This window comes from Methanogenium marinum, from assembly GCF_028912405.1.
In the GTDB taxonomy this organism is placed as follows: domain Archaea; phylum Halobacteriota; class Methanomicrobia; order Methanomicrobiales; family Methanomicrobiaceae; genus Methanogenium; species Methanogenium marinum.
In genome coordinates this window covers 387248-412910 of record NZ_JAKELO010000002.1, presented here as the reverse complement: position 1 = coordinate 412910, position 25663 = coordinate 387248, and the positions used below count along the sequence as shown (strand labels likewise).

The window sequence follows — 25663 nt, the reverse complement described above, 5'->3', positions numbered from 1 at the left end:
TTTGATTGTCAATAGGTATTCATCCGGATTTCAGGAAACACAATCCATGTTTTCCCCGTATGTGCTTCGGGATTTTTTTGTCCGGGATTCGTGCAGGATGCCGTTCTTTGGTCCCATAATTATCATAATACTCTCTCCGGATGGAATGCATGATGTCTGGATCGGCAACTAAGCAAAAATATATATGTTTATACACATTTGTGAGAATATTTTTGTATGAGTACCCCCTCCACATCATCTTACTATATAGTATTGCGATCATCTGTCCTTCAGAGAAAATCGCTCGTTTGTTTTCTATTCATTGCACTGATTTTCTTTAGTAGTGCGGTTGTGATGCCGGTATCGGCAGTGCCAGGAGATGAATCTGCCCCTCTGCCCCCCATCCCAATCGTCCACCCTGTGGTCTGGAATGTTTCGCATATTGACGGGGGAGGTGGGAACTACTCCAATGTATCAGCCATTCCCGAGATTGGCACCGGTGACACCATCCAAATCTGGGGGACAGAGGGGCACACCTATGAAGGCGGGTTCACGATTGACACGGCAAATGTCACGATACAGCAGTGGGACGGATCCCCGTCCCGGCCACTTCTGACAAACACCTCACATACGGACTCTGCGATCACCATCAATGCAGATAATGTCACCCTTCAGGGCCTCAATATCTCTGAAAATACCTATGCGGGCAATGGTGCCGGTGTTTATGCCTGGAGCGCTGACAGTAATGCACATCTTCAGGGCCTGAATATCACCAATTGTGTCTTTTCCGGGAATGTTGTATCCACTTCCGACAGCGATGATAGCGGCGGTGCGGTGAGTATCAAATATGTCGATGACCTCGAGGTGAAAGACACAACCTTTGTGAACAATAGTGCGGGGGAACATGGCGGCGCGATGTTTGTCTCCTATTCCGCAAGTCCTGACCTGACAGACGTGGTCTTTACGAATAACTCAGCTTTGTACCGGGGTGGGGGAGTATATATTCGGGATTCTGTGACTTCTGTCCTGACCCGTACGACCTTTCTGAATAACTGTGCAACAAATTCCAGTACATATGCAAAAGGCGGCGCTGTGTCATACTATAATGCCGACAATGCTGTTGTGACAGATGCGACCTTCACGAACAATTCCGCGAATTATGGAGGTGGGTGTTACTTTGCAAAATCTGTCAATCCATCTATTACTGATACATCGTACACCGATAACACTGCCTCAGTCTGGGGAGGTGGGTGTTATTTTGAGGAATCAGGTAATGGTGCAATCATTGGTTCATCCTACACTGAGAACACTGCCCAGTACGGCGGTGGATGTTATTTCTCATCTTCACCATCTGCAGCGATTAGCAAGACCACATACACCGATAACACTGCTGACCAGAGGGGTGGTGGATGTTATTTAAGCGGGTCAACGAATGCAGAAGTCACCGATTCATCCTACACTGAGAACACTGCCCAGTACGGCGGTGGATGTTATTTCTCATCTTCACCATCTGCAGCGATTAGCAAGACTACATACACCGATAACACTGCTGACCAGAACGGTGGCGGATGTTACTGGTACAATTCCGCTTACGCCCGTATCACTGATTCCACCTACACCGGGAATGCCGCAACGAAAGTGGGAGGCGGCACCTACTTCTACAGTTCCGGGGACGCCGAAATCTCCAATGTCACCTATACAGACAATACCGCTGATGCTTATGCCGGCGGGTGTTATCTTACCTCCTCCGATGATGTGGCATTTCTGGATATCAGTGCGAATACCAGTGCCGGGGACGACTTCTTCGTGAGTGGTGAGTGCTCCGGCGTCAGCTTCACGAATCTCACGTTCAGGGATGTGGTGAATACATCTGTTTCATTCACCTTCGGTGGCGGGATGAAGATCTCCGGTGCCACCGGCACTCAGACGGCAGACCCAGCGGGATACAGAAACATCAGCCACTTTGTGAATGTCACTGCACCGGACTGGATGCTTTTGAATGTCAACTATATCGATGCCGATGTTGCCGGGCTCAATGAATCGTCGTTTACCATGTGGAACACCACTGATGATACGTGGGGAGAAGTTTCCGGCACAAACGGCGTGAACACGGTGGAGAAGTACGTCTATGCACGGCTTGAGGAGCTCTCGGACTGGCACACCATTGCCCCGTTTGCGGATGTGATGGGAGAAATCCGGATCAATTCCACCCCATACGGCGGATGGATCTGGATCGACGGGGTGAACTGTTCGGTGCAGACGAATGCGACGGTGGTAGATATTCTCCCCGATATCGATCACAATGTGACGGTGATGTTGGACGACTACTACACGGCGACCAATGAATATGTGAACGTATCGCAGTGCGGGACAACGGATGTGTTCTTTGACCTTGTTCATGAGATGGGAGGTTTGCAGATCAACTCGACGCCTGATGGTGCGAGCATCTCCCTGAACGGGACTGTGCGGGGTTTCACGAACACAACCCTGAACGATCTTGATACCGGGACCTACAATGTTACCGTTGTCCTGGATGACTACGAAACTGTGGTAAATGAGACTGTCATCGTCACAAACAATGTGACGACTCCAGTCTCCTTCGGACTCGTTCACCAGACTGGTGGTCTTCAGATTAACTCTACTCCTGAAGGTGCCGAGATCTACCTGAACGGCACTTCGAGTGGTTTCACGAATACAACCCTGAATAATCTTGATACCGGAACCTACAATGTTACCGTTGTCCTGGATGACTACGAAACTGTGGTAAATGAGACTGTCATCGTCACAAACAATGTGACGACTCCTGTCTCCTTCGGCCTCGTTCACCAGACTGGTGGTCTTCAGATTAACTCTACTCCTGAAGGTGCCGAGCTCTACCTGAACGGCACTTCGAGTGGTTTCACGAATACAACCCTGAATAATCTTGATACCGGAACCTACAATGTTACCGTTGTCCTGGATGACTACGTGACTGCAATAAATGAGACTGTCATCGTCACAAACAATGCGACGACTCCTGTCTCCTTCGGCCTCGTTCACCAGACTGGAGACCTTCAGATCAACTCTACCCCTGAAGGTGCCGAGATCTTCCTTAACGGCACTTCGAGTGGTTCCACGAATACAACCCTGAACGATCTTGCCACTGGGACTTACAATGTTACGGTGGTGTTGGATGATTACGAAACCGCGATGAATGAGACTGTCATCGTCACAAACAATGCGACGACTCCTGTCTCCTTCGGCCTCGTTCACCAGACTGGAGATCTTCAGATCAACTCTACCCCTGGAGGTGCCGAGATCTTCCTGAATAGCACTTCGAGTGGTTTCACGAATACAACTCTGAACGATCTTGATACCGGAACCTACAATGTTACCGTTGTCCTGGATGACTACGAAACTGTGGTAAATGAGACTGTCATCGTCACAAACAATGTGACGACTCCTGTCTCCTTCGGCCTCGTTCACCAGACTGGAGACCTTCAGATCAACTCTACCCCTGAAGGTGCCGAGATCTTCCTTAACAGCACTTCGAGTGGTTCCACGAACACAACACTGAATAATCTTGATACCGGGACCTACAATGTTACCGTTGTCCTGGATGATTACGAAACCGCGATGAATGAGACTGTCATTGTCACAAACAATGCGCCGACTCCTGTCTCCTTCGACCTCGTTCACCAGACTGGAGACCTTCAGATCAACTCTACCCCTGAAGTTGCCGACATCTATCTGGATGGTATTCTGAATGCTTCAGTCACGAATACAATGCTGAACGGTCTTGATACCGGTACTTACAATGTGACGGTTGTGCTCGATGACTACGAGACTGGAATAAATGATACCATAACAGTTACAGATGACGCAACGACTCCGGTCTTCTTCGATCTTGTTCATCAGACAGGAGGCTTGCAGATCAACTCAACTCCTTCCGGTGCTCAGATCTACCTTGACGGTATTTTGAATGGTTCAGTTACGAATATGACGCTGAGCGGTCTTGATACCGGCACCTATAATGTGACGGTGGTGCTCGAGGATTATGAGACTGCAATAAATGATATGGTAACAGTCACAGATGACGCAACGAATCCGGTCTTCTTTGACCTGGTTCATCAGATGGGAGGTTTGCAGATAAACTCGACTCCTTCCGGTGCCATGGTGTATCTGAACGGCACTGATACCAGTAAACTCACGAATGTCACCCTCACGGGCAAACCTGTTGGAACCTACAACGTCACCGTTGCACTGGCTGGCTATGACACTTCAAGCCGGACAGTTACCTTGTCCAAAGACGAAACCAAATATGTGAGTTTCACTCTGGTTCAGCAGCTTGGAACACTCAATGTGAATTCAGTTCCAGCAGGAGCAAGTGTCTACCTGAACGGCACCGATACCGATGAACTCACGAATGTCACCCTCACGGGCAAACCTGTTGGAACCTACAACGTTACCGTTGCACTGGCTGGCTACGACACTTCAAGCCGGACAGTGACACTTTCCAAAGACGAAACCAAATATGTGAGTTTCACTCTGGTTCAGCAGCTTGGAACACTCAATGTGAATTCAGTTCCGGCAGGAGCAAGTGTCTACCTGAATGGCACTGATACCGATGAACTCACGAATGTCACATTCGATGGCAAACCTGTTGGAACCTACAACGTTACCGTTGCACTGGCTGGCTACGACACTTCAAGCCGGACAGTGACACTTTCCAAAGATGAAACAGAAGATGTGAGTTTCACTCTGGCACAGCAGCTTGGAACACTCAATGTGAATTCAGTTCCGGCAGGAGCAAGTGTCTACCTGAATGGCACTGACACCAGTAAACTCACGAATATCACCCTCACGGGCAAACCTGTTGGAACCTACAATGTCACCGTTGCACTGGCTGGCTACGACACTTCAAGCCGGACAGTGACACTTTCCAAAGATGAAACAAAAGATGTGAGTTTCACTCTGGCACAGCAGCTTGGAACACTCAATGTGAATTCAGTTCCAGCAGGAGCAAGTGTCTACCTGAATGGCACTGACACCAGTAAACTCACGAATGTCACATTCGATGGCAAACCTGTTGGAACCTACAATGTGACAGTTGCACTGGACGGGTATGATTCTGCCAGCCGGACAGTTACCTTGTCCAAAGACGAAACCGAAGATGTGAGTTTCCTCCTTGAACACCAGGTCGGAACGCTCAATGTGAATTCTGTTCCTGAAGGAGCAAGCGTTTACCTGAACGGCACTGATACCGATGAAATCACGAATGTCACATTCGATGGCAAACCTGTTGGAACCTACAATGTGACAGTTGCACTGGCTGGTTACGATTCTGCCAGCCGGACAGTTACCTTGTCCAAAGACGAAACCGAAGATGTGAGTTTCCTCCTTGAACACCAGGTCGGGACTTTACAGGTTAATTCCATTCCATCTGGTGCAAGTGTCTACCTGAACGGCACTGATACTGTTTTCCTCACGAACGTCACCCTCGATGACAAACCGATTGGCACCTACAATGTCACAGTTGCACTGGCTGGTTATGATTCTGCCAGCCGGACTGTCACCTTGTCCAAAGACGAAACCGAAGATGTGAGTTTCACTCTTGCCCAGCAGCTTGGAACACTCAATGTGAATTCAGTTCCTGAAGGAGCAAGCGTTTACCTGAACGGAACCGCTACCGGTTCCCTCACGAATGTCATCCTCGATGGCAAACCTGTTGGAACCTACAATGTGACAGTTGCACTGGCTGGTTACGATTCTGCCAGCCGGACAGTTACCTTGTCCAAAGACGAAACCGAAGATGTGAGTTTCCTCCTTGAACACCAGGTCGGGACTTTACAGGTCAATTCCATTCCATCTGGTGCAAGTGTCTACCTGAACGGCACTGATACTGTTTTCCTCACGAACGTCACCCTCGATGACAAACCGATTGGCACCTACAATGTCACAGTTGCACTGGCTGGTTATGATTCTGCCAGCCGGACTGTCACCTTGTCCAAAGACGAAACCGAAGATGTGAGTTTCACTCTTGCCCAGCAGCTTGGAACACTCAATGTGAATTCAGTTCCTGAAGGAGCAAGCGTTTACCTGAACGGAACCGCTACCGGTTCCCTCACGAATGTCATCCTCGATGACAAACCGATTGGCACCTACAACGTCACTGTTGCACTGGCTGGTTACGATTCTGCCAGCCGGACTGTCACCCTCGCCAAAGATGAAACCGAAGATGTGAGTTTCCTCCTTCTCCAGCAGGTCGGAACGCTCCGTGTCAGTTCAACACCGGCAAACGCCACAATCCTCCTTGATGGCGAAGATACCAGTGAAGTCACCAATACTACTCTCACAGATGTATCCACCGGGCAGTACACAATCACGGTGGAAAAATCCGGGTACATCATACCTACCGTCAGAAGTGTGAACGTGGAAAAAGACGACGTCACCGATGTCTTCTTCGAACTGACCCATGACACCGGAAATATTTTTGTCACCTCAACACCCGATGAAGCCTGGATCTGGCTGGATGGCTGCAACACCACTGTTCTTACCAACACCACCCTCCCCGACATCCCGGTCGGCACCCATGACATCCGGCTGGTAAAACCGCTGTACTATAATACTACCATTCAGAGTGCCATTGTGTCAGAAAACCAGACCGAAAATGTCTTCTTCACTCTCACTCCGACCGGTTCAAAACCCGTCCCCTCCTTCACCGCCACTCCGGTGTCTGGTGACGCACCACTTCCGGTCACCTTCACTGACACCTCCACTGGTGATCCCGGACTCTGGAACTGGTCGTTTGGCGATGGAAATCACTCTGCAAATCAGAACCCGGTGCACATCTACACCCGCGAAGGTGCATATGATGTCAGCCTGACTGTTGCGAACTCATATGGCGATGCCACAGTTACCATAACAGATTGCGTCGTTGTCAGTGGCACACCAGCGGTAGAGCTCATCGCCCCGACGGGCAGAATCCCCGCCAATGAAACTGCCGAATTCTCTGTTACTGCAGATAACCTCGATACTATTACCGAACTCAGCTTTGCCACCACCTATGATCCGGCACTGGTTACGGTAGAGGATATTGCCCCGGCATCCCTTGTTCAGGAGGCAGATTTTGAGATAACAATTGACAACATACAGGGTCTTGTTACGGTTGAATTATCTGATGGAGAAGGCATCACCTCAGACACAGCTGCTCCGGTGGCTGACATCACCTTCCGGGCAACAGAAACGATTGCCGGACTCAGAGAGACTGCGGCACTGACCATCACGGATGCAAAATCCCAAAAATCCGGACAGGACTTCCCCGTCGTCCGGGAAGACGGTGCAATAAACGTTGAAGCCCGGACCACTATTGGAGCACCCAACGGCACCCTGCCTGTTGAATCCTCAAAATACCTGACTGTCAGTGCATCCGCCCTCAATGACGTGAAAAACCTCTCCTTCATCATGGAGTTCAACCGGACCGTTATGTCAGTGACTGATGTCCGGGCAAATGGCACCATCTCCGGATTATTGGTTGACTCCGTTATCAAAAATGAAAATGGCTGGCTCAAAGTCAGTGCAACATCTCCGGACACGATCACCGGAATTGAATCCATCCCGCTCATTGACATCAGTGTGCACTCAAACGGACTGCCCGGTGAATATGAGATCCGGCTGATAAACCCCTGCTGGACACGGGACAACGCCACCTATCGTTTCGATGATCTGAAACCCGGTTATATTTCCATCACGCCGGTTCATGCTTCACTCATGGATGATCAGCCGGTCACCGTTGCGAACATGACATTCGACGATGACACGCAGGAAGTGTCCATCAATCTTGCAGAAAATCAGAATGCGATCAGTCACAGACTGACAACACAACCATTCTCGTACGTAACCCCGGCATTGATATCACCATCCGGACAGACGGACTGGAGAATGTCTCCTCTGAATGGACCGGATGAATGCACCGGGGGCAGAGATTGGAAACATATCCGGTCGCTGCTGACCTCGGTGGTGATGTGGGCAATGTTTACCACCGGTATCAGTGCTGATATATCCGGTTCCCTCTCTGCTCTGACAAGACCCGGACACCGGGCTCAATGTCACCATCACCCGTGGTGCGGTGAATGAAACAATGGGCCGGCTCTTCCAGCTTGGCTGTTCTGGATCAGAAGGTGAGCAGAACTCGAAGAGGTGGCCTACACATGGATATCAGATAAATCCGCTTTAGGCGAATTACGGTCACCGATGCGTACATTGTGATGAGTGCTTCCAGGAACGTGTATGTGAATGCCTGGGGAGGTGCGGACAATTTCACCATTCTCAGTATGACGGATGATGGCACCATCTCCTTCCTTGAAACGACCTACACCTACGCAGACGGCATCTACACCTTCACCGGCCTTTCACCGGACGGATTCTCATTCAAGTCGCTCGTGTCATTCACCCTGAATGACGATCCCTGGGCTGTATTCTCTGCCATTCCGACAGAGGGCACTGCCCCGCTCCCGGTGCAGTTCTATGATTATTCAGGTGGTCATCCTGCATCATGGTTCTGGGATTTCGGTGACGGAAATACATATGTGGAGCAGAATCCGGTGCACACCTACACCGCCGTTGGGGAGTATGACGTCTCTCTCACCATCACGAATGTCGTGGATGAGGATACCACAGAAGAGGTGGGATACATCACCGTCACCAACCCGATGACCGTCGATTTCACGGCAACACCGGTCACCGGATACGCTCCGCTCACGGTCACGTTCACTGACGAGACCACCGAGAGTCCGTCCGCATGGCTCTGGGAATTCGGTGACGGAGATACCTCTGTCGAGCAGAACCCGGTGCACACCTACGAGTGTGCGGGTGTATACTCAGTATCGCTGACCGCCACGAATGTCTATGGCAGCAAAACTGCGGAGAAAGAGCGCTTTGTCACTGTTTCTTATCCGAATGATGGCGGAAACAGTGATGATTCGACACCGTTTGTGAAACAAACGCCAACACCAACGCCAACACCAACACCGGTTCTGACGACGGCCATACCTACCCCGGAGTCGACGGTGACAACACCATCCACACCGGCAGTGGCAAACCCCAATGAGTTTACCGGGACAGCCAGGCTTCCGGTGGGTCCAGACGGTGCAACACAAAGGCCAGTGACAATCTGGGCGGATGACACCTCCGGATACCTTACCATCGATGCCGGTGTCACCGCACGGGATGCCTCAGGCATTCTGCAGGAAAACATCAGCATCGTTGCAGTGCCGGTCACAACCATTCCATCGCCCGGAACCATCGGACTAATTGAACACTCACGGGCATTGTATGCTTACGCCTGCACGCCTGAGGGAGTGTCCTTCACCCCGGCAATTACCCTGACATTCAGCCTTTCCGAGGAGGAATGGGATGCCTATGGAGACGAAGCACAGGCTGCATGGTTCAACAGCACGTCCGGTGAATGGGAGGTTCTTGCAGGAGTGGCTGATGCCGGCAACCGAACAATTACGATTCAGATTGATCATTTCAGCACCTATGCACTCTTTGCAGAAGTGGTGCCGGAAGTGGCTCTGCCGACGGATACCGCCGGAATACCTGCCGGGTCATCAGGCAGTTCCTCCCTCTGGCTCTGGGGTCTCCTTATTGTCGCACTTGTTGCGGTGGGCGGTCTCCTCATCAGCAGGAGACAGAACAAATAGGGATGAATAAACTCCCGATGTGATCCCATCGGGTTCATTCCCTCTTTTTTTTAATGTGTGCTTTTTTTGAAGGGGGGTATACCGTTGTTGTACCAGCACTTCCTGGCTGCATCAGTGAGGGGGATACGCGTGAAGAGGCTTTAGAGAATATCAGGGAAGCTATTGCTCTCTAACTGGAACCAGATTGTTGATGATGGGTTTTCAGTGACTCAGCCGAGCAGGTTGAGAAATTGTGGTATGACAAAAATTCCCTGCATCAATTATGATGCGGTTATCATTGCAGCAATAAGTATCAAAAAATTCGCACTTGATAAACAAAATATAATTGGCATTTAATAGAATATTCACACCTTCGGAACGAGGGGTTGGGCCTGTGGAGTCACGAACAATGGTTTGGAGAAGCCGGAGATGGTCTGAATTGTCTTTGTCAATTGTCTTTGTATATGATTTAAAAAAAGGGGGGTTCTGGTATTTTACTCTCTTTTGTGCCTGATGAATTCCGCGAGGGATGCCCCTGCCAGTGCAGCAAATAATGGGAAGGGTGTGGGGATTGCACTGGATTCTGTATTGCCTGATGAACTGTCTCCGTAGTCAAGGGTGATTGTCGTTATGCCATTGATTTCTTTCTCTGCCGGGACCGACTCCCCCCGTAGTGCCAGAGGCCAGATGTCGCCTTCCGTACTGAAAGTGTGACCGTCTGCCTGATTTACGACGATGTAGTCCATGCTCTTCATTATTTCACGTGAGGTGAAGGATACCGTCTTTCCGTCACTGTTCCCGAGAATAACGGTATAGGCATTATTTTCAGCAAGGGTCATGTTGTATGCCTTGTTGTTAACAAGGTTCTCATCATGCTGGCATGCATCATCCACCCATCCAACAAGCCGGTAGAGTGGCATACCACTCCAGACATGCCCGTCATTGTCGGTGTATGTTGCAAGATGCCCCTGTGCACGAGTGCCGCAGGCAAGTCCCTGTTCGAATCCCTTCTTTGAGATGGGTGAGGTAAGATATCCACTGAGGTTCAGCTCCCAGTCTGCTTCAGGGCGGGGGTATATCTCCATTTTCTCAACATTGCGAACAGCAAGTCCTGCTGCAGATGGGTATTCAGTCCCTGAACACCAGTAGAACCGCCAGTATCCGGGGTCTGTGCATTCTTTCATGTCCTGGTTGCCGAATACATGGTCATCTGCGAGGAAAAAGAGAGCAGGGCCGCCGGTATATTCCGGAACAAATCCCTCTTTTTTGGTATGCCATGCCAAAATTGCGGTGCCCTGCTTTTCGTTTGGTATGTAGATGTTTTCATACATCAGTTCAACGACATACCCGTCTGTGGCAGTCATTCGGAGTTCGTCCCCTTCCTGCATGCCGCCTACCAGATTACAGAGGTCACTGATGGCAGTGCCCATTGGCTCATCTTTCACCTTTTCAAGGTTTTTATCTTCAGTAGGATTCCAGAGATCGGCGGTATCAAAGGTAGGTCCCTGGTAGCGGTAGGTGGTTGTTCCATCTCCATAAACCGGGAGATTTTCTTCCATCCATCGGCAGTCTTTGGTGGTGGCGTTGAGGATGGTCCCGCCTTCTTTGTCATACCGGAGAATGGTTATTGTCACTGTCTCTTCTTTTTCACCGGAAATTGAAGCACCGGCGAGGGTAATGTCCATGATATTTCCAATACTCATACCCTGCAAAACGTCTTTTCCTACAAGAATGAGCGGTGCAATCTTAATGTCCCCGTCCTGCTCCGGCAGCGGTCCGTCGTTCACCGTATCTGCCACACAGAAGCCTGTCTCTGTCAGGTCTTCTGCTGCAAATATCCGGTCATGCCAGTCAGATGCCCGGATGATGATACTGTAGCCGGCTCCTGCGCGAGTTGTGTTGAAGGTCTCCGTTTCAGCGTCGTCCACGATACCGATGAGAGTTGTGAGAGGTACACCGGAGTACACATTCCCATCCGTGTCGGTGAATGTGGTACCGCAGTCAGCCTTCATCGCTGAAAATTCATCTGCGGTGATGGTCTGTGTCCCGTACCCGGTGAGGGTAAGCGTCCATGGTTCTGTCGTGGTCTGAGCAGCAGCGATGCCAGTCGCGCAGCAAAGGAGGAATAATATCGTCAATAGTGTGATGAATGATACCCTCCGGGTTATTGGCCGGTTCCCTGTTGTCATGGTGTTTCAACCATACAATCAGATTTTCCATGTTAAAGGTTCATCGAAACTTCTGTGATATGTTAATTGATTATAGTGAACTATTGCTGGTTTTTGAAGGGTTTGGTAGTGAATTTCCATGTTCTGTACGAATCAGATATGCCTGACATTTCAGGGGCTTTTGGTTTTCCCTGTATCTCACTTAAAAACAGGTGCTGTTCAGGTTATGAAGGGAAATTCCCCATCACAGGAAGCGTAGCTCATACGAATGATCATTCCATTGAAGAGCTAAAAAAAAGGAAAAACGGGTTATTCTGAGACAATTTTCTGCATTAAATCCATGATGCCTGCTTTTTTATTCTGCTGTCGGCGTCGTGATCCGCCCATTCCCATCTCCATTGCTCCTGACCCGAAGAGTTCTTTGTTTAACCGCTCATTGAGTTCATCAAAGATCATTTTGTATGCAGGACAGTGGGGATCGACTGCCTCTACCCGTCCTCCGGTTGGGGTGATGGCATTGTAGGGACATCCGCCACGGCAATATTTGATATGTGGGCATTCTTTGCAGTTTTCATCTACAAAGTCTTTGAATGCATGCATCACTTTCCATGCACGGGACTCTGCAAGATCTGCTTTTGTCGGGTGGTCAGAGACATTGCCCATCACCCATTCTGGCATACCCACAAACCGGTAACAGGGGTAGATGTTGCCCTCGGGGCCGACAGCAAAGGTGTTTCCCATGCAGTCATTGAAGGTGCAGACGGTTCCTACACGTGTGAAGACACACTTGAAAAGATCGTTTATGTTCATTATTTCTGCAGTGTTCAGATTTTCCAGATATTTGTCGAGGAGGAAAATAAGGAGGTCCCCGTATTTCTCAGGTGCCAGTGCCCATTTTTCCGGTTCATCGCCTCTGAGTGACGGGAGTGCCGGATGTAGTTTAAGGACTAAACCGTTTTCCATGAAGAAATTGAAGATCTCTTCGCGGTGTTCAACAGATTGTGAGGTGAAGGTGCAGATGAACCGAACATTAAGGCCGTTTTCCCGTGCAACCCGGTAACCGTGCATGGTTTTGTCAAAATATCCGTCTCCTCTCTGCACATCGTTGACCTCTTTTGGCCCGTCAATGGAGGAGCCGATTGGGACGTGGTATGTGGCAAATATCTGTGCCAGTTCAGGTGTCATCCGCCAGAGGTTGGTCTGAATTGCAAACGCCGGTTTCAGATGTGATAGTTCTTCTGAGAGGAGGGGGAATGCTTCACGATAGAAGTCTGCCCCTGCAAGCAGGGGTTCTCCTCCATGGAATGTAATTGTCACCTGGCGGTCATCAAAATTTTTGAGCCAGATGGCTACATCCCGCATGGTATCCCTGCTCATCACTGGCGAGTCCTCTTCGGAACTCCAGCAGTAATGGCAGTTTGAGGGACAGCCAAGGGTTGGTATCAGCATCACATGGAAGGGACTTTTCATACTCTGATTTTTTGCCCTTCTTAACAATGAATGTTCGGATTGTTATGCCGCAGGCAAAGAATGTGGAACTGTGAAAACCGTATTTTGGGATATTTTTTGGTGATAAACGGAATGATTTGCGTTTTCTTCTTCTGAGATGCGCTAATCTGTGAAAACAAATATTAAAGATATACTATCACCCAAAAATGGTAATGAAAAAAGATGAGAGAAAGCAACTGTCCCTCCAGTCAAGCTTTGCTTTTGCCATCTTTCTTGTATTTATCGTCCTGACAGTCTCTGTTTCAATAATCCTCTATACCTCGGTTGAAGAGAGTATCACCAGCCAGTTTGAGGAAAAGATGGATCAGACTGCAATATCAGTTACTCATTCTGCTATTCTTGCTGACAAGGGGCTATCTCTCTATGAAAAAGCATATGACCAGCAGCTGGAGGATGCATTCGCCCCGTTTCTGGAGGCATATAATGAGGCAGGTGGAGATCCGTCCTTAATAGATCTTGATGCCCTGAAAAAAAGGATGCAGCAATATTCTGACTGGGATGTAGAACTCTATGTCATCAATGAAAAAGGTGTGATTGAATATACCACATTTGAGCTTGAAAAAGGATTTGATTTCAGCACAATTCCTGAGTTTTATGCATCAATCACAGCTATCAGAGAGGGAAATGAGTTTTCTGCAGACCGTGTCTGCTCTAGTTATTCTGGTCCCGGGGAGAAAAAATATGCATATTTTCCCACACCGGATCACCGGTATCTCTTAGAACTGAGCTTTTGGTCTGACTCTTTCATGGAGGGACGCAAGAACTTCCCATACACTGCCATTTCAGATATGCTGATGGGAGATGACTCTTCTCTTCTTGAGGTTTCCATATTTGATATCACCTATCGCAGGGTGGCAGGCCATGGTGTATCTGCAGAAGGGGAGACTCTCGCACATGTGAAACAGGTGTCTGCTGACCGGTCGGGTTTTGATGTCATCGATAAAACGAATGAAACAATCACCCGGTATATCTTTATTGACCTTAAAAACGAGCAATACCCATCGTCTTCTGAGATGGATCTTATTGGTGAAATTGTCTTTTCAACACAACCCCTTCATGATTCTCTTAATATGTTGCTGTTCAATGTGGTTTCCCTTAGTCTGTTGGGGATTGGTATCGGGGTATTTTTTGCATATTATATCGCTTATTTCCTGACACGGCCATTAAAAGCGATTATATCAGATATCGACTATATCGCAGAAGGGCATCTGGATCACCCGATACAGGAGGCGGGGTCAGTGGAGACCGAAAAACTCCGGCGGAGTGTGAATCTGCTTGTGGAGCGCCTGAAGTCTGAAATTTGTATGCTGAAAAAGACATCCGGTGACCTTGATTCTGAACTGAAACGGACACAGGAAGCAGAAAAATCACTGATGAGTGCAAACACGAAACTGGGGCTGCTCTCGAGTATTACCCGCCATGATCTTCTCAACCAGATTCGGGCCCTTTCGATGATTTCTGCTCTCCTCAAAGAAAATCTAAAAGAGGATGGGGAAGCAGAGCAGCCTCTGAGAATCATGGACAACGTGGTTGCGACGATGGAGGATCAGATCACCTTCACCCGAGAGTATGAACTCTTAGGATCAAAGACCGCAGAGTGGCTGAATTTTGGGTCATTGGTAACGGAAGTTTCAGAAGGCACTGCATTCCGTCAGATTACAACAGAGATTTCCACCAGTAACCTTGAGGTGTATGCGGACCCGCTTTTGAAGCGTGTCATCTTCAATCTGTTTGACAACGCGGTGCGCCACGGGGAAACAGTGACCCGGATAACGGTATCATTCCGTGAGGAGAATGGGGCGGGTCTGCTTAGTATTGAAGATGACGGATGCGGTGTCCCGGAGAATATGAAGGAGAAAATATTCTGGAAAAAGATTGGCAAAAACACCGGATACGGGCTCTTTTTGGCTCAGGAAATCCTTTCAATCACCGGCATGACTATTCGTGAGACGGGAACCAAAGGGATGGGTGCCCGCTTTGAGATACGGATTCCTGAAGAATGTTATCGGTTTAAGGAATAGATAGGGGGGATTATCTGGCTTTTCATACGAGCCATTGCCCTTTCAGTGACTTTTTTATTCGTAGATTCTGTTTTTGATGAAGGGCAGAGGAGGGATGCTCACCTCCCTGTTTTTGTTTTTTTGTGTATCGTCTTTCTGAGGAAGAGCAAGGGAGGGGGTGCCATCTCCCTGCCGACCCACCCCACAAATGTGATGAGACATACAGGAGGGATGGGGGGCATACCTTCTGTTCCACTTATTTTTGTGAGTGTGTGTCTGTCATGGCATTGTATATCCCCCTCAGAGAAATGGAGTGATCCTGAAATTTCTCCTCATGCAATTTGGAAGAGAAACCCCGAATTTGCCAATTATCACAGATGTGCGTCAAAAGGGATCTCATTCTGCCTGATGGGGAGTGCATTGTGTAGATTCCAGACATTGTTGGAAAAAGCGGAACGTTTTCACTTTTTCACCAAACGAAAGCGGATGGCCGGAATCATATGAAATTGAAAAATATCTCTCTCAAATGAAATGCGATTCTGAATTTCAGTCAAAATAGAATGACATTCAATTTGACCCGGAATTTTATCTGAATTCAGGAGATGAAGAACGTGATATCGAAAGAGTTGAGTCTCACCTGGTCTGTGAAAAAATCTCCACCAAATTTAATTTGAATTATCGGGCATCCATCCAGAGTGATACCGAAGATACTCACAATGATAATTGGTTATCATACTGTTTACAAAATACAAAACATTCCAAATGAAAGCTGCTTTCAGCTCTTTGGTATAAAATGGTAAAATGCGGGAGGAGCGATTCGAACGCTCGGACTCCTACGAGACTAGGCCCTCAACCTAGCGCCTTTGACCTGGCTCGGCAACCCCCGCACAGGAATGTGAGAAATAGCCAGGACCGGTTCCATGGTATCGACACCGACTGAAACAACCGAAATTCGGGAGTTCAGGCGACTGCGCCATGTTACTCTATACAGAATGACGTACTGGGAAATATATGTTTTGATTTGATTTTTTGCCCACTTTCAGGCTTTATATCCATAATCTGATTCCTGCCGGTGAAGATAAGTGGTGTTTTTAAGAATCAGGTTAAACTCTACCATAATGTGGGCAAAGATACTGAATGCATTCAGTGATTCACCTTCTCAGGCGCAGGTTGTACGTTTTCTTCTTGAAAATGGTCTTGGAATCAATGAAAAGGGTCGTGTCACAGTTAATGGCATAGAAATTCCTGCAACCCATCTCTCAAAGGAGATAGGGACTGACCGCCGGGTCGTTGATGCCACGGTGAAGCGGATATTATCCCTTCCTGACATAACAGACATCTTCCTCAAGCTTCGGGCCACGCCGGACGTCAGCCGTATTGCAGAGTCACTTGGTCTTACGGTGATCACTGTGATGCCGGATGATGCAGCAGAGAAGGGTGTGGTGGGTGAGGCCGTGAAGGTCATTGCTGACAATGGCATTGCTATCCGTCAGATCTTTGTCACGGACTCTCATCTCTCAGAAGACCCGAAGCTGGTCATTGTGGTAGATGAAGCACTTCCGTCGTCCGTCTATGAGGCCCTGCGTGCTCTCCCGCAGGTTAGAAAACTCATTATTGAATAAAATATTCACGACTAAAGTCGTGGGTTTTCTGTTTTTTTTCGTAAGTGGTCGTCGTATGAATCATCTCAGTTCATCCAGAGGGAGTTCCCCGTATATTTCGGAAACTCTCTCTACACATCGTAGCAGTCTTCAGTGTGTGGGTCTGTCAGCAAGGATAATCAAAAAAAATGCATCAATAAATATATCATTTAGGATCGATGTCAACCAGCCTGTTGTACTCCGCTCCTCCGGCAAAATGGAGGAAAAACGGAAGGATAGTCTGAATCTCTCTTTCTCAGGTCAGTGACTATAGGTTCGCTTCCTCTGCCAGGGGCCCCTCAAGCTGCTCTATAAAATCCAGAACTCTCAGATTACAACAAGCATTCCTGCAAAAGTATCCTTCTTCAAAAACCCAGTTACCGTTTTTCGACAGATATCTTCCCGGTTTTCCATCTATGTACATCTGTGAATCGTTATAAGCACCAAAAAAGGGCTGCAACTCATTGACATAATAATCTCCATGGAAATCCTCAAAAATATCAATATTCATGGAACTGAAATTACCCTGACTGCATATGTGCTGAGTCATCTGCAGAAGCTGTTCCGGAGGTGCAACCCATCCTACCTTACCACTTCCACTGTGAAATTTACCTTTTTTCATCTTCTGGTGTCCAAAGTAGGACTTTCCGATCTTAATCATCCTCCATTCATGTTTTACATCAATCATTTCCTGAAAAGTAATATAATTGAACTGTCTGTCATCCATTAATGGAACAGAAAGTCCGAATTTTGTCTTCTGCCATTTTGCATAACCACTGTTATAAAAACCATACTTTGTAAAAACGTTATTAATCAGTCTTTTTGCCTGATGCTTTCTGCTGATGTATTTGACCCCCATCGAGTAACTTCCGATGTTCGGTTTAAATACCAGTGGGAAACAAGCCTTGTTTTCTATAAAATCCAGTGCTTCCTCTTTATTATAAAAAACCCATGTTTTTGGATGAGGCAGGTCGTGCACCTGTAGCCAGTATGCCATGTTTTTTTTGCTTTCATGTAAAAAAATATCGTTGTACACGGGATAAACCGGCTTATCGGATATATATTTAATATAATACATTCTTTCGTCATACATCCGTTTCCATGCATCTTTTTTATATGACGGTCTGACCAGATATCCATCACAATCGGATGACTTTATATTTTCAATCCAGTTACATGAGATGATATCAATCACTTCATACTCAATGTCCAGTTCTTTACATGCATCGATATAATTTTTTTCCAGTCCCATAAACTCATTAAAAATGCCTAGTTTCATAAACAACCCCTATTTTATTTTTTTATATTCTTCAATCAGATCAAAGTAAACCTGCACATCCCTGTGATAAATATGCCTGCTAAAAGAGCTGCTTATTATCCTGCTGGAATCCCTGTAGAAGATAGACGGAGCATTATTTACCACATAATAATGGACGTTATCTTTTGTGTATATCGGATTATCTATAGATGTGTAGTGACTGCCTTCTATAGCCTTCCCTGCATCAGCTGCGGCATCTATGACAAGACAATTTTTCTTCAGCCTTTTCTGATCCTCAAGCGTTAAAATATGCAGGCCCGGCTTGTCAACTTCAATTCCACTGATAATGATGTCAAAACTCTCCAGGTCTGCTTTAAACTCATCCATTGTCTTTCTGTAAAACAACCTGATATCAGCTCCCCATTTTGATATTGCTGAAAATGCTCCCTGGGAAACATTGCCCGGGGCAAGTATTGCAACCCTCGTGGATGAGGTAGGAATCATTCCGAATGATAAAATAGCATGATATGTGGAGGATAATCCCGCAATAAAACTGTTCCGGTAAATAAAATTCGGTTTTAGCCAGTCTATGGGCATCACATGATCGTTATAATAAATACAGGGCTGAATATTATCCAGATCTACAATTATAAGTCCTTTCGGTTTTGCCTGAGACTGCATAAATTCTTTGCCGGAACCAGACGGATGGGTCCACCCTATGATAATCTGACCTTTTTTAATATACGGGTAATCCGAAGGCTGTAGCAATTTTAGTGAAAACACGGCTTCACATGTTGAAAAAATGGTTTCCCTGTCAGAAATAACACATCCGGCCTTTAGATATTCTTTATCATCGATCCCCAGATTCCGGCCAAATCCATTTTCTACTACGATTTCATTATTGAAGTTTCCAATATGTTCGGGCAGCAGAGCAACCCTTTTTTCATACGGAAATTCTGGTATTATAAATCCAAGTTTCAAAATTAATTATCCTCAGGTTCTTGAGTAAATATAGACATCACTGTCCGGATTTATCGACGAAAATTATCATTAAGGCATAAACATAAAATTGTTCATTTTTATGCATGGCCAAGTTAACACTATTGTAACATAGACCTGTCAGACAGATCTGATCGTTTAGAGGATTATATTGATTTTAATCCCTGCGGACATATGTTTTTATCCACTTAAGTAACTGAAAATTTTAATAAATATACATGTATACTTTGTTTGACAATCGAGATATATTTTTCCTGATATTTTTCATGCAAAGAGCGGATAATATCAGCAATATCTGGCTGGAGGCCAGAGCATTTCTCTTTTTTTGCTCAACGGTCTCCATTAATTGCCTTTTTTGGAAAAGAGAGGCAGCACGGGACTTTTTTTTCAGAGACTTTCCACATCTGCTGCGAGGGCAGCGATGCGCCGTACAATAATGTCCGGGAGTGTGGCGGTGGCCGTCTCCAGACGTTCTTCGATGGAAATAATAGTGGTCCCTCTCACCAGATTGTCCACATGTGCCACAATCTTTTCTTCCGGTGTATGGGGGACACAGTCAATCGGCTTCAGGCCCTCTGCCCTGCACTCCTCTGCGGTCAGACCAGCGCCGATGTGGCACTCAACAATGCGTGCGACCTCTTCGGGGAGACCATATTCACGGCAGATGTCTGCGCCTATCTGGGCATGGGCAAGTGAATGTGTCTGTGATCTGCCGATGTCATGAAGGGCTGCACCCCAGGAAACGAGTTCCCTGTCCACCGGTCGCAACGCTGCGTACTGGCAGGCAAGGTCATGCACCACATGTGAGTGTGCAATCACATTGTCCGGGCACCCCGCCCGGTGAAGAAATAAAAATGGGTCTTCTGATGGGAGCATCAGACTTTGCCGAGTGTTGTTCTCATTGCGGCAACGCGCGCTTTGAGTGCATTGAGAAGAAGTTCGTTATCAAAATGTTCCATGTGGGTTCCACAATTACAGGTGAATTCGACTGCAAGAGCATCAGTGAACGTATAAACGATACCGCAGGTATTGCAGATGAAGAAGTCATTTTCATCTTCATACTTTTCCCGTTCATCCAGTTTATCAAATGCATTCTCCATGTCCTCGGTGAGGGCATCGTTCAGGTTATCCAGCCTGAGTCTCCATTTGTAGGTGAGCCACCCGGTCTCCTGATTTTTTTCCCGTCGATATTGGGCAAGACGCTTCCCATAGAGTGTGTACAGTGTATTTCTGACTGAATTGAGGTTTATTTCAGTTTCTTCTGCCAGTTCCTCATCGGTCTTCTCAATTGTACGGTCAAAATTTTCCAGAAGGGTTAGTCCTTCTTCTCCTACCATCCGAATCAAATATGCCCGGACTGCAGGATTATCCAGCACGTCTATCTCCTCTACCATCTGCTCATATATCTGTGTACTCTGGTAATAGTCTTATCCAAGATCGCGAGTGCTTCGTCCTCATTTTGCCCACGGCCATAGACGCTGAGGACTGCACCTCCCTCTTCAATCTCTGTTCCTGGCCATGGGATGTCTGCAATGTCGGGATGAAGTGATTTCAGGTCATCTTTTACCACACAGTCATGATCTGCAAAGATGATGGAGCGGACGGCGGTCTTTTTTGGGGTTGGCCGGGATGCGGGAAGAATGCCTTTGGTCGCATTGCGGTGCATCTCAAAGATATTTACCCCTGTACTCATCTCTACGATGTCAAGCGTTGCCTGGAACCGTGGATTGATTTCAATGGTGCGGATGCCGTCATCGGTCAGCATGAAGTCAATACCCAGTGAGCCAACGCACCCGCTTTTCGCTGCAATATCCTCTGCAAGTGTGAGGATACTCTCACGTTCTTTCGGCTGGAAAGGGGTAATTGCCCCGGCAAATCCAAATCTGCGTTCTCCTTCCCCGCCACGGTTGAGCTGGCAGTTCAGGCTGAGGGCCCGCGCAGATGTGCCGTCCGCGATACAGGAGACACTGCAGGGAATGCCTTCCACTGGCGTCTGCCGGACGTAGGGGGTGTCCGGCCAGCAGTCAGTCCATGTCGCCTCGTCGTCCGGTGTGGCGGCAAGGGTATTGCGCCAACCGCCCGCGCCGGTGTCAGGCTTAATAAACGCGGGATATTCTCCCTCGGCAAGAAGGGGCGGCACCGGAAATTCATGCTCCTCAAAGAACTGCTGAATGCTCTTCTTTGTGCAGAATCGGGCGGCCACATCCCGTGGTGTCCCGCAGATGTCTCGCCCGAGGTCCATGTCCTCTGCACCGGAGGAGGTGACAATGGCATCAAACGTATGTCGTGAGCAGATATCTGCAACGATGTCCGGTAATTCGGTCAGTTCCTCAAAAGTCTGGTGTTCTTTTGTGCACCAGGCGAGGTCCTGATCACAGAAATGGTCAATGGCACAGACCTCAAAGCCGGCATTATACGCAGACCTGACCACATGGCGGGTTGCAAACCCTGCAACAAGGACCCGGCCCTTCAATCCTCAAACCTCTTGCCATGTTCGGTTGGGATTATTTTCATCTCTGCATCCGGGTATTCGCGGTTCAGTTCACCTCCGTCAAAGAGCCTGTCGAGGATGAGGGCCAGGCTTGAGATCTCTGAGTGGGGCTGTGTGGTGACTGAAATATTGTAATCTGCAAGGTCGTAGATGTCTGACGGCACTTTCTCAGCGCCAACAACCACAAGCACTTTTTCGTGTTCTTTAATTTCACCGATGGCGTCTGTCATTCGTAGGCCGTACATCGTCAGGTGGACAACGACGCCCCCTGCATCTTTCCATTCGCGGATGACCTTCTTCCATGACACATTATTCTCAACAAAGAAGGTGCCGCCCCAGCGATTGGCGACATCAGTTGCTGACTGGCGCACGCCCTTGTCATCTGCTGCAAGGTACATACCTTTTGCCCCCAGCGCCCGGGCAGTGAGTGCCACATGAGTTGTCACGCGCTGGTCACGTTCCGGTCGGTGGCCCAGCCGCAGGACCCGTACATCTGATACCATTTTATTCGTCCCCCCCTTCCTTTCTGACTTTAATGACACCGTCTTCCATGTAGATGGGTGAGTCTTTCATTGCCTGCTTCATTTCTGCAGTGATAAGAATCTCCTGAATGGATTTTGATGAGCAGGTCTCTCCTTTTCGTGAAATAAGGTGGTATTTCTCCAGCCGGTCCAGTGATTCTTTAGCAATGTGTTCTTCTCTGCCGCTCATTTTGCAGATTTCATCCACGTTTATTTCGGATTTATCTGCGATAATATGGTATATCTGCCAATCTCTGTCTTCTGCTCGCACATTGAAAGGTTACCCGGATGCGGGCATATAGTTTTTTACCGTTTCATGGTGCAACAACAACAGAAGAGAGATTTTTATGTGCAAAAGGCAGGTGAGATATGACCGATTATTTTGAACTGGCAGAACTTGCCGACAAGATACTTGAAATCAGTGACGAGGATATGACAAAACTGGTATCTGTCCTTGATGATCTGGATGAAGGTGTGAAAAACGAACTATTAGTCTCTGATTTTCTGAATGCTTATCAGGTGTTCTGGTATTTCTTCCGCTATGAACCTGAAATTCTTCCTGGAGAACGTCTCATGCTCTTGTCGGCATCCTCACTTACGGAAGGTGTGCTGATTGAGGAGCGTGATATATATGAAATTCGGTTCCGTGTCGTGGATGCTCTTCCCGAGATACTTGTCACCGACGGGGAAGCGGTGCTCGAAACGTTTAGCGGGAAAGGCGCATACCGGGACGCAGCAGAATGGGTGGACAACAACTGATTTTTTGGTTCTGACAGCAGCCCTTCTGCTGATCTCGATGTTATCTTCCTGCGGTTATAAGGGCGGGATCAACAGATGCTTTTACGATCTCCGGAAGGGTGCCCCACCGGCAGAGGGTGTCCCCTGCGATGGCACAGATGCCGCAGACTCCCCTGAGGTCTCTTGACTGAAAAAATTCATCCGAACATTCGGTAAAGTCATTGCACAGTGATGTCGCCCAGGCGTCTGCAAGGGACACATTCCGGGAGAATACTGTCACTGCATCGGCTGTTCCAAATGAGACTGACGGTCCGACTGTGGCAGAAGAGGTGCATATGCCGAGGATCGTCTCCTGAGGTGGGATCCGAAATGCCAGTTTCCCGGAAAATGAGGAGGTTCCTGCATGAATCCCGATGGTGACTTCATGGTCTGCAATGAGGGCAATATCACCGCCATTATCGATCACCGCGAAGGTAGCTCCTGCATCCTGCATTGCTTCAACACCATACCATGCAATTGTCCCTGCGACAGCGGCCATCGGGCCGACTCCTGCTGGTTTTGATGCCGCAGACATCCGCTGTGCCACTGCTGAGGATACCTCTGTTGTGTATGGGTCATAGGTTGATCCAAAAAAAGGGTCCCGGAGAATTTCGTGTTCCAGTTCACTCCGGGCGTCCACCATTGCTATTTTGGCTGCGTTGATATATTTCTCCTCTTCAGCGAGGATGGTGGTGATGGTTGTCCGGTACTGGAAATGTTCCCGGATCATGGGAGCAGTGAAAGCGCCTGGTGGGGGCAGGCATCCACACATTTGCCGCAGAGGACACACTTCGAACCGTCTACACAGAGGGTCCATGTCTCATCAAAGGAGAGCACGTCCTGTGGGCAGACACTGATGCATGCACCGCAGTTTACGCACTCAGACTCATCTCTGATGACGGAGTCTTCCATCTGTTTCACGCGTGCGCCTGCCTTCTCCATTGCATCACAGATGACCTTCGTATCTTTGTCAGGGATGTCGATTAAGACCTCACCTTCGTTTGAATCAATAAATGCCCGCTCTACATTGATTAGAACGCCAGTATCTTTCACAGTCTGCGCAATGAGGGGCTGTTTGCCGCCTTTTTTGGAAAATGTGACTAAGAGTTTCATTGCTTCCACCCCCGTTCAAAGAGTTTGCTCAGATCAATTGCTGACAGTATTCCTACCAGTTTGCCGCTTTCGTCTACAACCGGAAGGGCACTGATATTGTTTCTCTCCAGTTTATGGGTGGCCACATCCACTGCCTCAGCAGGTGACGTATATACCACCCGTTTTGTCATGATGTCTTTCACCGTCTCTCCCTTCCCGTTGGATGCCACAGCCTTAGAGATGTCAAAGGTGGTGACAATACCAACCAACCGGTTTGCGCCGTCAAGCACCGGGAGATGATTGGTTCCCCCTCTGAGCAGTCGTTTTGCTGCCGTCCGGATGTCCTCATCTTCGCTGATGGTAACAAGGCTCGTGTTCATGATGTCACGGACCTGGGGTGCACGTGCCCGGTCGCGCATCGGGCGTGACGTTTTTTCCGTGTTTATTCTGCGTGTGGGGAGGGCGAGCTCCATTTTTCCACTCTCGACCCATGATTTCAGTTCATCTGCGACTTCAAGCGCTTTCTTGTAGGACGAAAGAGACGATGTCTTCACTTCCTCGCCGTCCATCTCTACATGACCGCACTTGAGTTCGGCATAGGTGACTTCACGCAGGGTGGGACGGTCGCGGCTGGGGACGCCGTAATCTGCAATTGTGGTCTTCAGGTCTTCGTCACGGACAGCAGTCCGGCGCACCACATCTTCATCGAGAACGGGAATGGGGACTCCGAGGCCGACATAGAGCGTGCTGTTATACCCCTTGAAAGTGGCAGCCCGGAGGAAATCGGTGGACATATCGTTCATATTTCCGGTCGTCATCAGGGTGGCAAAACCGTTGCCGGGCGATGCCTGGGTACCTTCCCCGATGATCATACCCTCTGCGCCGCAGAGGAATATCGGGACGCCGCTGCCGATGATGCGCAGGCCGGGGTCATTGGGAATGGGAGAAAGACATCCTGCACCAGAGTATGACACATTTCCTGCGTTCGGGAGCAATGTGCCCATATAGGTATAGAGTGTCCGGTCAGTGGTGTTGGCTGCTGCCACATATGACTGATAGGAGTTGCGCGGATTGACCATGGTGGCCTGGTTCATATCTTCAAGGGTCAGATCAATCTCCAGCGTTTTCCGTGGGTAGCAGTCTGTCCCTTTTGACTGTGCACGCAGTCGGACAGAATTTCCTGCAACAAGGTCCTCGAGCACATGGGCGCCACCATAAGAGATGCCCTGTGTCTCTGATTTTTGGGTGGCACCAAGGTAGGCGTCTACTGCTGCAATGCCGGCATATGCCTCAACGTCGTTCATCCATACCTTCTCCATTCGTATGGGGGGGTCAGAATGGCCGAAGTTGAAGAATGCACCGGAGGAGCACATGGCACCGAATGTGCCGGTCGTTACCACGTCGACTTCTCTGAGTGCGCCTGCCACGCCCAGTTCATCAACAATGTCCGGCATCTGATCTGCCCTGACGGCCCGTGCATTTCCATCACGAATGCGGGTGTTGATGAGTTCAATGGTCTTTTCCATAATCAATGATATGCTATAGTGCATAATTAATGCTTGCTTTA

18 protein-coding genes and 1 tRNA gene are annotated in these 25663 nt (G+C 48.4%); 6 read left to right on the top strand and 13 right to left on the bottom strand.

Annotation, left to right across the window (positions count from 1 at the left end; genetic code table 11):
• The first annotated feature begins 333 nt into the window (after window positions 1–333).
• The 3 genes from L0665_RS02370 (at window position 334) to L0665_RS02360 (ending at window position 9835) form a co-directional block, all read left to right on the top strand.
• Window positions 334–8094, top strand: a complete 7761-nt coding sequence (locus L0665_RS02370) for a PEGA domain-containing protein (protein ID WP_274924110.1) — start codon at window positions 334–336, stop codon at window positions 8092–8094.
• A 155-nt stretch (window positions 8095–8249) separates the two neighbouring features.
• The gene (locus tag L0665_RS02365) at window positions 8250–9662 is read left to right on the top strand and encodes a PKD domain-containing protein (RefSeq protein ID WP_274924109.1); all 1413 of its coding nucleotides are present in this window, start codon (window positions 8250–8252) and stop codon (window positions 9660–9662) included.
• A gap of 53 nt (window positions 9663–9715) precedes the next feature.
• Window positions 9716–9835 carry a type II toxin-antitoxin system HicB family antitoxin gene (locus L0665_RS02360; RefSeq protein ID WP_274924108.1) on the top strand — a complete coding sequence of 40 codons (120 nt, stop codon included), beginning with the start codon at window positions 9716–9718 and terminating at the stop codon, window positions 9833–9835.
• A gap of 300 nt (window positions 9836–10135) precedes the next feature.
• Here L0665_RS02360 and L0665_RS02355 read toward each other — a convergent pair whose 3' ends face one another.
• Both L0665_RS02355 and L0665_RS02350 read right to left on the bottom strand, forming a co-directional pair.
• Window positions 10136–11830 (bottom strand): hypothetical protein, encoded by a 1695-nt coding sequence (locus L0665_RS02355; protein WP_274924107.1) that lies wholly within the window; start codon window positions 11828–11830, stop codon window positions 10136–10138.
• A 288-nt stretch (window positions 11831–12118) separates the two neighbouring features.
• Complete coding sequence (locus L0665_RS02350) at window positions 12119–13279, bottom strand: TIGR04083 family peptide-modifying radical SAM enzyme (protein WP_274924106.1); 1161 nt, start codon at window positions 13277–13279, stop codon at window positions 12119–12121.
• 191 nt (window positions 13280–13470) lie between these two features.
• On the opposite strand from L0665_RS02350, the gene L0665_RS02345 reads away from it, so the two are divergent.
• Window positions 13471–15339, top strand: coding sequence for a sensor histidine kinase (locus tag L0665_RS02345; protein ID WP_274924105.1), 1869 nt, complete (start codon window positions 13471–13473; stop codon window positions 15337–15339).
• Between the two features lie 781 nt (window positions 15340–16120).
• Here the strand turns inward: L0665_RS02345 and L0665_RS02340 are convergent.
• Window positions 16121–16205: transfer RNA gene (locus L0665_RS02340), tRNA-Leu, on the bottom strand.
• A gap of 231 nt (window positions 16206–16436) precedes the next feature.
• Here L0665_RS02340 and L0665_RS02335 point away from each other — a divergent pair.
• Window positions 16437–16940: a TrpY family transcription regulator gene (locus L0665_RS02335; RefSeq protein ID WP_274924104.1), complete on the top strand. Its 504-nt coding sequence runs from the start codon at window positions 16437–16439 to the stop codon at window positions 16938–16940.
• Window positions 16941–17226: 286 nt separating this feature from the next.
• Here the strand turns inward: L0665_RS02335 and L0665_RS02330 are convergent, their stop codons facing one another.
• From L0665_RS02330 to L0665_RS02300, 7 genes are all read right to left on the bottom strand, one after another.
• A complete protein-coding gene (locus tag L0665_RS02330) occupies window positions 17227–18237 on the bottom strand; it encodes an ATP-grasp domain-containing protein (protein ID WP_274924103.1) in 1011 nt (336 codons plus the stop codon).
• Window positions 18238–18246: 9 nt separating this feature from the next.
• Complete coding sequence (locus L0665_RS02325) at window positions 18247–19197, bottom strand: Rossmann-fold NAD(P)-binding domain-containing protein (RefSeq protein WP_274924102.1); 951 nt, start codon at window positions 19195–19197, stop codon at window positions 18247–18249.
• A gap of 405 nt (window positions 19198–19602) precedes the next feature.
• Window positions 19603–20034, bottom strand: coding sequence for an HDIG domain-containing metalloprotein (locus L0665_RS02320; protein ID WP_274924101.1), 432 nt, complete (start codon window positions 20032–20034; stop codon window positions 19603–19605).
• Between the two features lie 56 nt (window positions 20035–20090).
• Complete coding sequence (locus L0665_RS02315; RefSeq protein WP_274924100.1) at window positions 20091–20609, bottom strand: transcription factor; 519 nt, start codon at window positions 20607–20609, stop codon at window positions 20091–20093.
• The gene (locus L0665_RS02310) at window positions 20603–21688 is read right to left on the bottom strand and encodes an ATP-grasp domain-containing protein (protein ID WP_274924099.1); all 1086 of its coding nucleotides are present in this window, start codon (window positions 21686–21688) and stop codon (window positions 20603–20605) included. The genes L0665_RS02315 and L0665_RS02310 overlap by 7 nt, the downstream gene beginning before the upstream one ends.
• Entirely contained in the window at window positions 21685–22209 is a 525-nt protein-coding gene (locus L0665_RS02305; protein WP_274924098.1) for a tRNA (cytidine(56)-2'-O)-methyltransferase, read from the bottom strand. Before L0665_RS02305 ends, L0665_RS02310 begins: the two co-directional genes overlap by 4 nt.
• Window position 22210: 1 nt before the next feature.
• Entirely contained in the window at window positions 22211–22498 is a 288-nt protein-coding gene (locus tag L0665_RS02300) for a hypothetical protein (protein ID WP_274924097.1), read from the bottom strand.
• A 98-nt stretch (window positions 22499–22596) separates the two neighbouring features.
• On the opposite strand from L0665_RS02300, the gene L0665_RS02295 reads away from it, so the two are divergent.
• A complete protein-coding gene (locus tag L0665_RS02295) occupies window positions 22597–22986 on the top strand; it encodes a hypothetical protein (RefSeq protein WP_274924096.1) in 390 nt (129 codons plus the stop codon).
• Window positions 22987–23026: 40 nt separating this feature from the next.
• On the opposite strand, the gene L0665_RS02290 is transcribed toward L0665_RS02295, so the two are convergent.
• Genes L0665_RS02290 through L0665_RS02280 form a run of 3 tightly spaced genes read right to left on the bottom strand, consistent with a single transcriptional unit; the run spans window position 23027 to window position 25622 of the window.
• On the bottom strand, window positions 23027–23734 hold the full coding sequence (locus L0665_RS02290) for a UPF0280 family protein (protein WP_274924095.1): 708 nt from the start codon (window positions 23732–23734) through the stop codon (window positions 23027–23029).
• Complete coding sequence (locus L0665_RS02285) at window positions 23731–24117, bottom strand: 4Fe-4S binding protein (protein ID WP_274924094.1); 387 nt, start codon at window positions 24115–24117, stop codon at window positions 23731–23733. The genes L0665_RS02290 and L0665_RS02285 overlap by 4 nt, the downstream gene beginning before the upstream one ends.
• A complete protein-coding gene (locus L0665_RS02280; protein WP_274924093.1) occupies window positions 24114–25622 on the bottom strand; it encodes a homocysteine biosynthesis protein in 1509 nt (502 codons plus the stop codon). The genes L0665_RS02285 and L0665_RS02280 overlap by 4 nt, the downstream gene beginning before the upstream one ends.
• Between the last annotated feature and the right edge of the window lie 41 nt (window positions 25623–25663).

Bases quoted from the DNA above. Each gene is read 5' to 3' on its own strand.
- L0665_RS02295 (WP_274924096.1), top strand. From the start codon at position 22,597: ATGACCGATTATTTTGAACTGGCAGAACTTGCCGACAAGATACTTGAA.
- L0665_RS02350 (WP_274924106.1), bottom strand. From the start codon at position 13,279: ATGAAAAGTCCCTTCCATGTGATGCTGATACCAACCCTTGGCTGTCCC.
- L0665_RS02285 (WP_274924094.1), bottom strand. From the start codon at position 24,117: ATGAAACTCTTAGTCACATTTTCCAAAAAAGGCGGCAAACAGCCCCTC.
- L0665_RS02280 (WP_274924093.1), bottom strand. From the start codon at position 25,622: ATGGAAAAGACCATTGAACTCATCAACACCCGCATTCGTGATGGAAAT.
- L0665_RS02355 (WP_274924107.1), bottom strand. From the start codon at position 11,830: ATGACAACAGGGAACCGGCCAATAACCCGGAGGGTATCATTCATCACA.
- L0665_RS02305 (WP_274924098.1), bottom strand. From the start codon at position 22,209: ATGGTATCAGATGTACGGGTCCTGCGGCTGGGCCACCGACCGGAACGT.
- L0665_RS02290 (WP_274924095.1), bottom strand. From the start codon at position 23,734: ATGATCCGGGAACATTTCCAGTACCGGACAACCATCACCACCATCCTC.
- L0665_RS02345 (WP_274924105.1), top strand. From the start codon at position 13,471: ATGAAAAAAGATGAGAGAAAGCAACTGTCCCTCCAGTCAAGCTTTGCT.
- L0665_RS02330 (WP_274924103.1), bottom strand. From the start codon at position 18,237: ATGAAACTAGGCATTTTTAATGAGTTTATGGGACTGGAAAAAAATTAT.
- L0665_RS02370 (WP_274924110.1), top strand. From the start codon at position 334: ATGCCGGTATCGGCAGTGCCAGGAGATGAATCTGCCCCTCTGCCCCCC.
- L0665_RS02335 (WP_274924104.1), top strand. From the start codon at position 16,437: ATGTGGGCAAAGATACTGAATGCATTCAGTGATTCACCTTCTCAGGCG.
- L0665_RS02315 (WP_274924100.1), bottom strand. From the start codon at position 20,609: ATGGTAGAGGAGATAGACGTGCTGGATAATCCTGCAGTCCGGGCATAT.
- L0665_RS02360 (WP_274924108.1), top strand. From the start codon at position 9,716: ATGTGTGCTTTTTTTGAAGGGGGGTATACCGTTGTTGTACCAGCACTT.